Raw genomic sequence first — 14513 nt, 5'->3', positions numbered from 1 at the left:
AACAAGCCTAGAATACGCTAGGGCTTGATTTGATGCTTATCCATACGATAGCGCATTGTCATGCGGGTAATGCCGAGTTTTCTGGCGGCTTCAGAAACATTAAATTTAGTTTCCGTTAACACCTGTAGCAATATCGCCCGCTCTGCGGCATCTAAGGCAGATTGATGCGAATCCAAGGACATCAGCGGCACAGCCTCTGCAGGGCGAGTATTTGGCAATGCCAAATCAATATCCGTTAATTCACCGTTATGGCAAAGCAACATGGCACGCGTAACCTGATGCTTTAGCTCACGTACATTACCAGGCCATCGGTAAGCTTGCACGGTGCTAATTGCCTCACGTGTAAAATGCGGGCTGGTTAAACCGTAACGCCTTGCGGTTTGGGAAGCAAAGTGCTGTGCCAGCAACATAATATCTTGGCCACGGTCACGCAATGGCGGCATGGAAATGCTCATCATATTCAATCGGTAGTATAAGTCCTGCCTAAAACGCCCACTCTGCGACATATCATGCAGATTGCGATTGGTTGCAGCCACAAACCGAGCAGGCACAGCGCGCTCTTTAGTGGAGCCAATGCGCCTAACCACGCGACGCTCAAGTACATTAAGTAATTTGGCTTGCAGCGCTAACGGCAACTCACCGATTTCATCCAGAAACAAAGTGCCGTCTTCAGCCGCTTCAATCAAGCCAGGTCTGGCGCCAACTGCACCGGTAAACGCGCCCTTTTCATGCCCGAATAACTCACTCTCCATCAACTCAGCAGGTAATGATGCACAATCAACTTGTACAAACGGCTTTTCACTATTCGCGCAGGATAAATGCAGCAAGCGTGCAGCAACATCTTTACCCGTACCAGTTTCACCGCCAATCAGCACTGTAGGCGGCACACTATCATTTGAAACTAGTTGTGCAATTCGAGTAATCTGCATTTTCACATTCTGCATTGCGGGGCTATCGCCCAATAGTTCAACCCCTTCTGATGCATGCGCATTGCGCTGACGTGAGTAATCCAAGCTCTTGCTCTGGCTTGCCGCAGTTTCAGCTTTTTGAATCGACAAAAGCAACTCTTCGAGATCAATCGGCTTTTTAAGATAATCAACTGCACCCTGTTTCATGGCGTTAACTGCATCGCTAATTTCACCATGTGCAGTCATCACAATGACCACAGCCCCTTTTGCTACAAATTCCGGCAGCAGATCCAGGCCATTGCCATCTGGCAAACGCATATCTAGCAATACTACATCCGGTGTAAACTGCCTTACGATATTACGTGCGTCTTGCAGGCTTTCTACATGTGCACACTCATAACCAGACTTTTGCAGACGACGCACCACTGCACGTGCAAACAGTGCTTCGTCTTCAACAATCAGTACTTTTGACTGCTGCTTTCCTGTTACTAAGTTATCGTTGGTGCTGTGGTACGCTAATTGCAATGCTTACTCCTGAAATGCGAATGTGAGGTTGTTATTTATCAGTCAACGTTAGCAAGAAACATTCCAAACAGTTTTAATATGAAATTCAATTAATCGCTAATCAAGCCCGCACTATGCCAATTTAAATAAAAACTATGAGCTGTGCATTACACCTACAGCGCGCAAGGCTAGCCAAGCTTAAAATATGTTTAGGTTATTTTTACTAAATAATTCACCAATCCCATCACGACATATTCAACCATAATATGGTTTATTACAACCATATTATGGTTATAAACAACCAATCAAGGCTATTTACAACCATAAATGGACATAAGTAAAAACAATCAACTACTGCAAGCTATTCAACATACTCTATAAAATTCAAATAGTTAAATAAACAACATGGAAATAGACACGAAATGGAATATTAATTGCATATATTGGACACTATCACATGACGATAAATGTAATTTTTTATTGAAAGTAGCAAAATGAAGAAACCAGTAATGAAACTAAGCGCTGTTGCCGTGATGCTTGCATTCGCAAACACATCAGCATTTGCAGACGATACGCCAATGACCCTTAAAAAAGTTGAGGTATATGGAACAACACCACTGCCTGGCATTGGATTACCGTTAAACAGAGTGCCAGCTAATATTCAAATGGCATCACAAAAAGACGTTAAGAATCAATCTGGCGTGTCGATTGCCGATTACATGACAAACAACATGCAGGGCGTTACTGTATCTGACATGTCAGGCAACCCATGGCAACCGGAAATTAATTTCCGCGGTTACTCTGCATCATCATTATTAGGCAACGCTCAGGGTTTATCTACCTATGTAGATGGCGTGCGCGTTAACGAGCCATTTGGTGACGTGACACTTTGGGACAAAATTCCTAGTTTTGCTATTGGCAATATGCAAATGGTACCGGGTTCGAACCCTTTATTCGGCCTAAACACATTAGGTGGTGCAATTGTAGTCCACACAAAAAGCGGACGTGACAATCAAGGCATGGCTTTGGAGTACGAGGCTGGCTCATGGGGACGCCAACGCGCTTTAATCGAAGCTGGTGGCGTGTCAAAAGATGGTTCAGTTGACTACATGCTGGGCTATCAACACACAACAGAAGATGGCTGGAGAAAAAGCTCACCATCACACTTGAATCAGTTATTTGGCAAATTTGGCTGGCAGAACGAAACCACGAAATTAGACCTCACCTACATTGGCACAGATAACAGCCTGATTGGCAATGGTTTTGCACCTCAAAACCTGTTGAGCGGTGATCGTGATCAAATCCATACACGTCCAGACCTTACTAATAACTACTCTCATTTCCTAGCGCTGAACGGCTCTCATTGGATTAATGAAGACACCATGTTCTCAGGCAATGTCTATTACAGAAAATCTAACCGTCATACCAAAAATGGCGACCTATGGGAACTTGAAGGTGCAAATGCATATGGTTTAGAGGATGACGAAGAGTATGTAGGTTCAGTCATGAACACATCCAAAACTAGACAAGACACCTACGGTATGACAGGTCAAGTGACGTTTGACCAAGACTGGATGGGCAAGAAAAATCAATTTGTGGTTGGCGCTGGCTACGACTACACACTGATGCGCTTCAAGCAATCTGAACACGTTAACGTCTCTAGCTTTAGTGAAGGAGACGAAGGTACTAGCGGCCTACCGGGACTAAGTGACTCTGTATTTGATAGTAGCAGAGCACCTATCATGGCTGGTGACGGCTTACTCCCGCAAAGACAAACCACTGGCCTAACTGGCAAGCAATACACGGCTCGTCTATTTGCCACTGATACATTATCACTTAACGAAAAATGGCATTTAACCGGCGGTGCAAGCTGGAACTTCACCCGTGTTGACAACGTAGACACTTTAAGAGGCGGTTACTCACCAACCAACCCCAACAGCTTGACGGCAAGAGATAGCTATACACGTTTAAATCCAAGTATCGGCCTAACCCATACACCTAATGACAATTTAACGTTCTTTACCTCTTACAGCGAATCTAGCCGTGCACCAACGGCCATTGAGCTTGGCTGTTCTAATCCAGCAGCACCATGCTTACTGCCTTCAGCAATGGCGGATGATCCTCCTCTAAACCAAGTGGTTGCAAAAACCTATGAGTTTGGCGCACGTGGTTTACTCACTGAGAATGTTCGCTGGAATGCAGGCGTATATCAAGCCGTTAACCACGATGATATTCAATTTACTGCTGCGGGCTCATCAAATGGTGCTGGCTACTACAAAAACGTAGGCCGCACTAAACGCCAAGGCTTAGATATGGGCCTATCTGGTGATGCAGATAAATTCAAATGGAGTGCTTCATACAGCTATGTACGTGCCACTTACGACTCTGACGTGTCGTTCGTTAGCGGCTCAAACTCATCAGAAGATAGCAACTCTATGATTTATGCAAAACCGGGTGACCGTATTCCGTCTATTCCTGCGCATCAGTTAAAACTGCGCGGTCAATATACGGTAACACCATCATGGACGGTTGGCAGCAGCGTGGTTGGCTTCTCCAATGCATATGTTTGGGGTAATGAAAATAACCAACATCAAGCCAATAGCGCAACTTGTGTAGCAGATAACCAAGAGTGTGCAACTGGTAACGGTAAAGTAAGCGGCTATTTCATTGTTAACTTAGATACACAGTACAACATTGGTAATGGCTGGAAAGCATTTGCTAAAGCCACCAACATTTTTGACCGTGAATACAATGTGAGTGGCCGTTTAGCTGAAACAATGTTTGCAGCTGATGGTACATATGGCACAGAATCAAAACAACTTGGCTTGTTGCCTGGTGCACCACGTGCAGCTTGGATTGGTGCGCGCTATGAGTTTGGCGGCCCAAAAACATCTGCAAGTAAATAAACAGCAGTAAAAACAAGCTAGGCTATTTTAACGAATGGCTGCTTAACAAAAAGGGGTTACAGTTCGCTGTAACCCCTTTTTTTATGTCAGCTCGTTAGGCGTTGTCCAACTAAAACAGTGACCTACCCGCTAAATACTATTGAGCAATTGCCTTGGTGGTATGTTCAGAAAACTACGTAAGCCCAACCATGCGGCCCCAGGAATAACAACTGCAGCAATCATTGTACCTATAAGCATCACGCTCAAATTAAACTGAAACGGAATATCAAGCACACGTACGCTAATGTAATAGGCTAAAAAGTTTGCCGCAATAGAGGCCACTAATGCAGAAATAAAACCAATGCAGGCAAACTCAGCAATATAAGCGATACTTACCTGTTGCCTCGATGCTCCAAACACACGCATCAAGGTTGCCTCTCTAACCCTCTCTTCTCGGGTTGCCACTAGAGCAGCATACAACACGGCAACTCCTACTAGCAGGCTAAAAGCAAATACGTACTCAACCGCCTGACTCATTCTTTGCATAATGCCACGCACTTGCTGCATTAGGGCAGCAATATCAATCACTGTTAAATTAGGATACTGTTTAATCAGTTGATTGAGCGAGCTCTCTGCGCCTATCGGTAAATGAAAACTACTGATATGACTGGCAGCAAATTGATCTAGCACCCCTGGTGGTGTCACCGCAAAAAAGTTAGCGCGCATGGTGTCCCACTCTACTTTTCTAATACTGCTTACCGTCAGGTTTAGCGGGCTTCCAGCTACATCGAACTGCAGTTCATCGCCAAGTTTGATGTTTAGACTCTTTGCCAAGCCTTCTTCTAACGATATTAATGGCTTGCCATAATCCTGACTCGGCCACCAACGCCCTGCAATCAGCTTATTATCACTTTGCATTTCTGCCGCCCAGGATAAATTAAACTCGCGTTCAGCAAGCCTTTTGGCGCGTTCATCTTGCCACTCTACCGTTTTAATCAGCTCTTTATTTTTGCTGACTAAGCGCGCCCGTACCATCGGGAATATAGCCGCGTCTTTAATATTCTGTGCAGTAAAAAACTGACTTACCTTGTCAATCTGGTCTGGCTGGATGTTAATAACAAATCGATTAGGTGCGTCTTCAGGCAAAGACGCTTGCCAATTACGGATCAGATCACCACGTATCAATGTGAGCAGCATAATCACCATCAAGCCCATGCAGAAGCCTATCATTTGCACGGCAGACAAGGCTAAGCGTCGTTTTAAGCCCTGTATACCAAGACTCACTGATGCTAGCAACCTGGTTTGGGGCGTAGCCCTCAAAAAACGCTGGACCAAATATGTTAAGAGGAAAACAAAACAAAGCACGACCAAACTCAATACCAGCATTGCCACAATTGTAGATAGCGCAATATTTACATCATGTGCTTGCCAGAAAATCATCAGCACCATCATCAACGCCGCAGGCAAAAACTTAGCTTGTGCAGACAGAGGCTGCATCAGCGTATCCAACCTCAGTATATTCATTGCGGACAGATTTCTCATTTGCCAAGCATGCGGCAACACTACAGCAATCATCATGCCTATGCTTGCGAAAATACCAATCAACACGGGTGCGACAGAGGTAGGTGGCAGTGTTTCAACAAATAGGCTACCAGCCAATTGTGCCAAACCCATCTGTGCAACAAAGCCTAGCAAGGCACCAAGCAACGCACTGAGTAAAGCAATGATTAGGGTTTGAATGGTCAGTATTTGCAGCACTGTAGCCTGCTGAGCGCCAAAACAGCGCATCAGCGCAAACGTATTTAGGCTTTGCTTGATATACGGCAGACTGGACAGCAACATAGCCACCATCGCCAGCACCACGCTCACCATGGCAGATAAACCCAAGAACTGCTGCGCTTTATCCAATGCTGTTTTAATTTCAGGGCGCGCATTACGTACATCATCTATACGCTCACCACGATTCAGCTTAGGTTTAGCCTGTGCAGAATAGTCATTAATCTTTTCAGGCGTAGATGCTAGCAATAGCTGGTATTTCACGCGACTACCGTATTGAATCAGCTTGGTAGCGGCTAAATCCGAAGCATTCATCATCAGGCGTGGTGCAAAGCTGAACATATTGCCACCACGTGAGGGCTCGCGCAGCAATATTGCAGCCACAACCAAACTACGTTCGCCAACCTCCAACTGGTCACCAACTTTAACATCTAACAACGTGGCTAAACGTGGCTCTATCCAAACCTCACCGGATTGCGGTGCCGTTTGTACAGACTGCCCTGCCTCACCAGCATGCTTGCCAATGGTTAAATGGCCACGGAGCGGAAAGTTAGCTTCAATCGCTTTAATTTCAACTAACTGGCTAGATTCCCCATACATCACCATACTAGGAAACTCATAAGTAAGCGTTGTTGGAATTTTCTGTGCGAGGGCTGGTTCAATCAATGCCTGCGGGATGGGATGGTCCGCAATAACTGCCAAGTCGCCGCCTATCAGCAAGCTACCCTGCTGATTGAGGGCAGACTCAATGCGCTGTGTGAAGAAGCTCACTGCAGTGATAGCGGCAACCGCTAACACTAATGCAAACACCAGCACCCTTAATGCACCAGCTCGCCACAAACTAATGGTCTGTGACCATGCCAATTTAGTAGCAAGCATCATGACTGTGTCACTTCACTCAGAACGCCAGCATCTAACTTAAACAGGCGCTTACAGCGATTTGCCAACTGAATGTCATGAGTCACCAACACCAAGGTAGTGCCTGCCTCCTGATTCATTTTAAACAGCAACTCAATAATCATTTGCCCAGTAGTACTATCTAAATTACCGGTAGGCTCATCTGCAAACAAAATACTAGGCTGCGTAGCAAAAGCACGCGCAATTGCTACACGCTGCTGCTCGCCACCCGATAGCTGCTTGGGGTAATGTTGCACACGATGACTAAGACCCACTTTATCCAAGGCATCTAGGCTTAATTTCTCTGCCGCTGCATGGCTTTTTAATTGCAGAGGCAGCATCACGTTTTCTAGCGCAGTCAGTGCAGGCAATAATTGGAATGACTGAAACACAAAACCCATATCAGCAGCACGTACTGCAGCACGGCTATCTTCACCTAAACTGCTAAAGGCGTTACCTCTAATTTGAACGCTTCCACTGGTTGGAATATCCAACCCTGCAAGCATACTGAGCAATGTTGATTTACCTGAACCTGAGCTACCGATGATGGCGATTTGATCTCCATTTTCCACACTGAGATTTAGGCCACTGAGTATGCGAATTTGGTTATCATGGTTAGTAATTTCATAATGTAAATCTTGTGCTTGAATCAAAGGAGGCTGTTGCATTCATGTCGTTCCGTTTATTGTTAGTCTTTAAATTCTTTTTGAAAACCGTATTGCTTAGTTGGTTGTTTTTGAATTTCGTTGCATGGTCTGCCCCCGTTTTTGCAGAAAACGCAAAAATCATGGTGTATGGAGATAGCTTATCTGCAGCGTATGGCATACCACAACAACAAGGCTGGGCATCATTACTACAAAAAAAGCTAGATGCAGAGCATTATCAATACCAAGTCGTGAATACCAGCATTAGCGGAGAGACCACCAGTGGCGGGCTTAGTCGTATTCAGCAAGCTCTCAACCAGACCAAGCCTAATATTATTATTCTTGAACTTGGCGCAAATGATGGCCTGCGTGGTTTACCGATTCCGGAAATGACTGCCAACCTCAACACTATCATCGAGCAAAGTAAAAAATCTGGCGCCAAAGTATTATTAGTAGGGATGAGAATTCCACCTAATTACGGTCCACAATACACAACACGCTTTAGCCAAAGCTACTTGAAACTCAGCCAGCAACACAACATTCCATTGGTACCGTTTATGTTAGATAACATCGCAGCAAAAGCGAACCTGATTCAGGATGACGGGCTGCACCCAAACGCCATTGCACAACCATTGGTTTTAGACAACATTTGGCCACACTTAAAGCAATTACTAAAAAAATAACCTTGGCTTGCAAACCAGTATAAAGTTGTATGGCACTAAGCTTGTGATTGGTGTGCTTCAAATGCAGCAGGCTGCCAGGTAACCTCCAGCCCTGGCTCATCGTCAGCGGCTTTGAGCTCATGTGCAACACCTATCCCTGGCACGCAGGCTAGGCTATCCTGCCAGTATATCAATGGCACATGGTCGCGCTGCCAAGGTGGGATATTGGCAGCTTGCAGCAGATGCTTCAGTGTTCGCGTTGGCCTGGTAACATCTGGTTTAAAACGCTCGCCACCGCTACGGTTAGTAATTCTGAGCCTAGTCATGCCAAGTTTAAGCGCAAGACCCGCGCCTTGCACTTGCTTGAATGTAAGCAGACCACCATTAGGCACCGTCAATGTTGCTTCACCATTCCACACCATATCATATGGCTCGTTCACTTGTGGCACACAGAGATAAGCGCGCTGTTGGTATCGTCTTAAGGTGTAATGCTGAATATTGATGCTCAACTCTGCATCTGGCTTAGCGTTAAGCAGTTGCTCTAACATCTCGGCAAGATGATCAGATGTAGGCATCGCAATCTTATGCTGCGCAAACCACCATCGTAATAAGTTCTTGGCGCGCACCAGACCCAACTGCGCCAACCCCTGCAAACAAATACTGCTGTTAACAACGATATCTTGCGCATCCATTTCAGCTAATACCTCTAGTAATGAGCTCGCCTCTGCTAAGTGAGAAGCTGTTCTGGCAATAACGGACTGCACACTAGGATAACGCGCCTGTAAAATTGGCATGATATCGTGACGTATAAAATTACGTTCATACTTGGTGTTGCTATTACTCTCGTCATCACACCATGTAAGGTTATGCTGTACCGCATAATCAAACAGTGTGCGTCTGGGCACACCTAGCAATGGCCGCATCAAGCTGCGTGTTTGATCCACAGCCGCCATACTGCTCAGGCCTTTTACCCCAGCACCTCTTAATAGCTGTAGAAGCAAGGTTTCCGCCTGGTCATCCTGATGATGTGCGGTGACAACAAAGCCCGCCTGAATTGCACTCTGCTCATTAAACAAGGCTTGATAACGTAATAAACGTGCAGCAGCCTCAACCCCTAACTTACTGGCTTGGTCCACGCTCACACGGCTAATAGTAATAGGTACATCAAGCAACCGGCACTGTTGCTCGCACAAGGCGGCCCAATCGTCTGCATTTGAACTCAAACCATGGTGTACATGCAAAGCGTACAGTTCAAACCCTAGTAAGGGCTTAAGCGTAACCAATAGGTGTAGCAATACGGAAGAATCTAAACCGCCACTTAATGCGAGCAGCAACTTAGGCTTTGCAGCTAGCAGAGGGGCTGATGGCTGTGTATCGAAAGTTAAACACTTACTCGAGAATAAGTGCTGGCTTAAAAAGGAATGTAGTTCAGATAATACTGGATGAAGTGCATTTGAATCAGGCTGGCTTGCTAAAGCTTGCTTACCAGCCCGTTTGATAGAAGCCTTACTTTTCAGCAACTTCTTTGAATTTGCCATAGCTCATTAAGCGCTCATAACGGCTCACTAATAATGTTTTAATTGATTTAGCTTTAAAGCGAGTCAGTTCTTCTTTCAGCGCAGTTTTTAATGATGCCATCATCTCATCAGGTGCACGGTGCGCGCCACCCATAGGTTCTGGGACAATTTTATCGATTAAGCCTAGGGTTTTAAGCTTATCAGCCGTAATCGCCAGTGCTTCAGCAGCAACAGAAGCTTTATCCGCACTCTTATACAAAATAGAAGCGCAACCTTCTGGCGAAATCACAGAGTAAGTACCGTATTGCAACATCAGCAACTGATCCACAACGCCGAGTGCCAAAGCACCGCCAGAACCACCCTCACCGATAATTACACCGATGATAGGTGTTTTTAACTCAGCCATTACATATAGGTTGCGTGCAATCGCCTCAGATTGACCGCGTTCTTCAGCACCAATACCAGGATATGCACCTGGAGTGTCAATAAACGTCACGATTGGTATATTAAATTTCTCAGCCAAGCGGAACAAACGTAGCGCCTTACGATAACCTTCAGGGCGTGGCATACCGAAATTACGATACTGACGTTCTTTGATATCACGTCCTTTTTGATGGCCGATTACCATCACCGGCTGGCCTTCAAATCTAGCGATACCGCCTACAATTGCAGGGTCGTCCGAGAAGGCACGGTCACCGTGTAATTCTTCAAAATCTGTAAATAAAGCCTGAATATAATCTAGTGTATATGGGCGCTGTGGGTGGCGCGCCATTTGAGAAATCTGCCAAGCAGTCAAATTGCCATAAATATCTTCAGATAGCTTTTTGCTTTTCTTTTCTAATGCTACCAACTCTTTTGAGATATCCAGATTATCGTGGTCATCATGTGATGAGCGCAGGCTCTCGATTTTCGCTTCTAATTGAGCGATTGGTTGTTCAAAATCTAAATAAGTAATTTTCATATCGTTATGTTTTGTCTCAAATAATCTGATTATTTAATGCATAAATTTACTACTAGGCGCTGGCTTGCACTGAACACAAGCCTATTAAAGAAACGTTAAGTTTGCATAAATCCGTCATTATTAGCGGTGTGACCACTTATATAGCATTATCCACAATGCGCTAATTATATAGGATTTTTACATTATTCTTACTCAACCATTCGCTTAAACTCGCAATCAGCTCATCATGCAAATCCACGCGCCAGTCATTCCCTAGCATCAGTTCAACTTTGCTGGTTTGATTATGGTACTCAATTTTAATCGGGCAGCCGCGCACTTCATCCGAGACATTCACACAATATGGTTTTAATAATGTCTTTAACTTAGCTGCGTCAGACTGGCCATTACACATGATTTTAAGAAAGCTGGCGCGAGTGTTTCTTAATGCAGAGAGGTCATATAGTTTGCGTGCATTCACGCGCACCCCACCAGAAAACTCATCATGGCTCACGCGCCCTTCTACAATCACTAGCTGGTCATCTTTTAGCAGTTGCTGCGATTGATTTAACAAATCATTACCAACCACCACTTCAATTCTGGTTGTGCCATCATCTAGGCCTACGATTGCCATTTTGCCGCGCGCAGTCATACGGTTACGTACACCGGAGACAATACCTGCCAATAGCTGCGGCTGATCCTTAGGCGCCAAGTTAGCCAAAGTGGTGCTGATAAACTGGCTTAAATCTTTTTGATAAGACCAATAGGGATGGCCGCTAAAATAAAAGCCCAATGCAATTTTTTCTTCTTGCAGACGTTGCTGCTCTGGCCATGGCGCAACGCTAGGTAGCACATGCACAGATTGGTCTGACGCCTCACCAAACAAGCTATTCTGGTTGCTATTTGCATTTGCTTGCTCAGCCGCACTAATTGCCAAGGCAACCCCTGCCAATAAAGCATGTCGGTTAGCTTCTAGCTTATCAAACGCGCCAGCTCTAATCAGTGACTCAATGACACGTCGGTTCACCTTGCGCAAATCTAATCGGCTGCAGAAATCAAATAAGCTAGTGAATGGGCCATCTTTAGCTCTCGCTTGTAAAATCACATCAATCGCGGCTGAGCCGGTACCTTTAACCGCTCCCAAGCCATACAAGATTTGGTTCTTGCTCACAGGCTTAAACTTAAACTCACTTTCATTCACATCCGGCGGCAGTACTTCAACCTGATTCGGTGCGCAATCATCATAAAAGATATGCACACTGTCTGTGTTATTCATATCAGCAGACATGGTCGCAGCCAAGAACGCTGCTGGGTAATGTGTTTTAAGATAAGCAGTATGATAAGCAACTAAGGCATAAGCTGCCGCGTGAGATTTATTAAAACCATAGCCTGCAAACTTTTCCAGCAAGTCAAACAAATCACTGGCTTGCTGCTCAGTCATGTTGTTTTTGGTCGCACCCTCGGTAAATATCTTACGCTGGGCATCCATCTCTTCTTTTTTCTTTTTACCCATCGCACGGCGTAGCAAGTCAGCGCCGCCTAGGCTATAGCCCGCCACCACCTGCGCGATCTGCATTACCTGCTCTTGGTAAACTGCAATTCCGTAGGTTTCTTTTAAGATTGGCTCTGTGAGTGGGTGCGGGTATTCAACGCGCTGCTTACCATGCTTACGGCGGCAATAATCTGGAATCAAATCCATTGGGCCCGGGCGGTACAAAGCCACCAGCGCAATAATATCTTCAAAGCAGTCCGGCATCGCCTGTTTCAGCATGTCCTTCATACCGCGCGACTCTAGCTGGAACACCGCAGTAGTATTAGCTGTTTTTAGTAGCTGAAAAGTAGGCTTGTCATCAATCGGCAGAGTTTCAAAAGACAGTGGCGGCAACTCGCGCTCAGCACGCTGCTTGTTCGCGTTTTCCAGAGCCATGTCTAAAATCGTTAGCGTACGTAAGCCCAAAAAGTCGAACTTCACCAAACCTACGGCTTCAACATCATCCTTATCGTACTGGCTTACCAAGCTCGCACCGTCTGGTTGGCAATACACGGGTGAGAAATCAGCAATCTTACTAGGAGAAATCAACACGCCGCCCGCATGCATACCGATGTTTCGCACTAGGCCCTCAAGGCGTAGTGCAAGCTCCAGTAGCTCTTTTACTTCTTCTTCATTTTCGCGGCGCTCGGCTAGCTGCGGTTCTTTTTCTAGCGCATCAGATAAGGTAATACCCAACTCTAGCGGGATAAGTTTTGCAATGCCATCCACAAAGTTAAATGGCAAATCCAGCACGCGCCCCACGTCTCGAATCACGGCCTTTGCCGCCATGGTACCGAAGGTGGCGATCTGTGAAACAGCATCAATCCCGTATTTTTGTTTTACATAATCGATGACGCGATCGCGCCCTTCCTGACAGAAGTCAATATCAAAGTCAGGCATAGATACGCGGTCTGGGTTTAAGAAGCGCTCGAACAGTAAGTTATATTCCAACGGATCTAGATCCGTAATACCTAGACTGTAAGCAACTACAGAACCCGCACCAGAACCCCGCCCAGGCCCTACTGGCACGCCGTTATTTTTTGCCCAATTAATGAAGTCTGCCACGATTAAGAAATAGCCGGCAAAACCCATCTGGTTAATCACATTGGTTTCAAAGTCTAAGCGTGCAGCGTAGGCATCCTGCTTACTGGCTCGCAGTTCTTCGTTAGGGAACAAAACCTCCAGACGTTTAGCAAGCCCTAAACGTGCCTCTGAAATTAAGTAATCATTCAGGCTTTCATTATTGGGGGTAGGAAACTGCGGTAAATAGTTTTTACCTAACGTAAGATTTAAGTTACAGCGCTTCGCGATTTCTACACTATTGGTCAACGCTTCTGGCATGTCAGCAAACAGCGTTGCGATATCTGCCTGTGTTTTAAAATACTGCTCAGTGGTAAAGTTCTGCGGGCGTCTTTTATCCGCCAACACGTAGCCTTCTGCAATACAGGTTCTTGCTTCGTGTGCGCGATAATCATCCGGAGAGGTAAATTGTATCGGGTGCGTAGCAACAATAGGCAGGTTTAATTCATGTGCAATTCGGCGAGCATGCTGGATATACTGTTCTTCCCCTGCCTTGCTTGCATCAGTCGCAATGCGCTGCACTTCTAGATAAAAGCGATCTGGAAATAACTGATTCCATTCATTTGCGAGCCTTTTAGCCAAGCTTACATTACCTTGAGCGCAGGCCTGGCCTATGTCGCCGGCAAGGCCTCCAGATAACAACAGCAAGCCTTCGGTACCAACTTCAGAGAACCATTCACGCTTAAATTCAGCACGCCCGCGATATTGGTTACTTAGATAAGCACGGCTTAACAGATGGCAAAGCGTTAAGTAACCGGCGTGAGACTGGCACAGTAGCAATAAACGTGAAGGCTGCTCTCGGTTATCCGTATTTTCTAACCAGACATCACAACCTATGATAGGTTTAACACCCTTACCACGTGCTGTTTTATAGAACTTGATAGCACCGAATAAATTACTCAAATCAGTCAATGCCAACGCAGGCATTTTGTCATTCACCGCCTGCTTGACGTAGTCATCTATGCGCACGATACCATCCACAATGGAATACTCGCTATGGCAGCGCAAGTGGACAAAACTAGGAGAAACTGAAGGGGATGGTGTCGTTTGTAGCATAAGGTAATTTTACCTTATTACGGATATGGTTGTCGGTAATGTAAGTGCAAAACTCGACAAAAATATTGCTTGAAACATCATATTTTGCATGATTTAAAGCTTGCTAAATCATGCGT

At 45.5% G+C, this 14513-nt stretch carries 8 protein-coding genes; 2 read left to right on the top strand and 6 right to left on the bottom strand.

What is annotated here, in order from left to right; translation table 11 throughout:
- Positions 1-17 precede the first annotated feature (17 nt).
- Positions 18-1433, bottom strand: a complete 1416-nt coding sequence (locus tag VGD82_RS11190) for a sigma-54 dependent transcriptional regulator (protein WP_331020461.1) — start codon at positions 1431-1433, stop codon at positions 18-20.
- 473 nt (positions 1434-1906) lie between these two features.
- On the opposite strand from VGD82_RS11190, the gene VGD82_RS11185 reads away from it, so the two are divergent.
- The gene (locus tag VGD82_RS11185) at positions 1907-4318 is read left to right on the top strand and encodes a TonB-dependent receptor (RefSeq protein ID WP_331020460.1); all 2412 of its coding nucleotides are present in this window, start codon (positions 1907-1909) and stop codon (positions 4316-4318) included.
- Between the two features lie 129 nt (positions 4319-4447).
- Here VGD82_RS11185 and VGD82_RS11180 read toward each other — a convergent pair whose 3' ends face one another.
- Together VGD82_RS11180 and VGD82_RS11175 are read right to left on the bottom strand one after the other, a co-directional pair.
- Positions 4448-6955, bottom strand: coding sequence for an ABC transporter permease (locus VGD82_RS11180; protein ID WP_331020459.1), 2508 nt, complete (start codon positions 6953-6955; stop codon positions 4448-4450).
- Entirely contained in the window at positions 6952-7638 is a 687-nt protein-coding gene (locus VGD82_RS11175; RefSeq protein WP_331020458.1) for an ABC transporter ATP-binding protein, read from the bottom strand. Before VGD82_RS11175 ends, VGD82_RS11180 begins: the two co-directional genes overlap by 4 nt.
- A gap of 2 nt (positions 7639-7640) precedes the next feature.
- Between VGD82_RS11175 and VGD82_RS11170 the strand changes: the two genes are divergently transcribed.
- Positions 7641-8297, top strand: coding sequence for an arylesterase (locus VGD82_RS11170; protein WP_331020457.1), 657 nt, complete (start codon positions 7641-7643; stop codon positions 8295-8297).
- Between the two features lie 35 nt (positions 8298-8332).
- Here VGD82_RS11170 and tilS read toward each other — a convergent pair whose 3' ends face one another.
- The 3 genes from tilS to dnaE form a co-directional block, all read right to left on the bottom strand.
- Complete coding sequence (tilS, locus tag VGD82_RS11165) at positions 8333-9814, bottom strand: tRNA lysidine(34) synthetase TilS (RefSeq protein WP_331020456.1); 1482 nt, start codon at positions 9812-9814, stop codon at positions 8333-8335.
- Complete coding sequence (locus tag VGD82_RS11160) at positions 9783-10754, bottom strand: acetyl-CoA carboxylase carboxyltransferase subunit alpha (RefSeq protein WP_331020455.1); 972 nt, start codon at positions 10752-10754, stop codon at positions 9783-9785. Before VGD82_RS11160 ends, tilS begins: the two co-directional genes overlap by 32 nt.
- A gap of 160 nt (positions 10755-10914) precedes the next feature.
- Positions 10915-14397, bottom strand: a complete 3483-nt coding sequence (gene dnaE / locus VGD82_RS11155; protein ID WP_331020454.1) for a DNA polymerase III subunit alpha — start codon at positions 14395-14397, stop codon at positions 10915-10917.
- Positions 14398-14513 lie beyond the last annotated feature (116 nt).

The sequence above is a fragment of the Methylotenera sp. genome, from assembly GCF_036401095.1.
Taxonomy (GTDB): Bacteria; Pseudomonadota; Gammaproteobacteria; order Burkholderiales; family Methylophilaceae; genus Methylotenera.
This window is presented reverse-complemented; position numbering and strand designations above follow the sequence as displayed.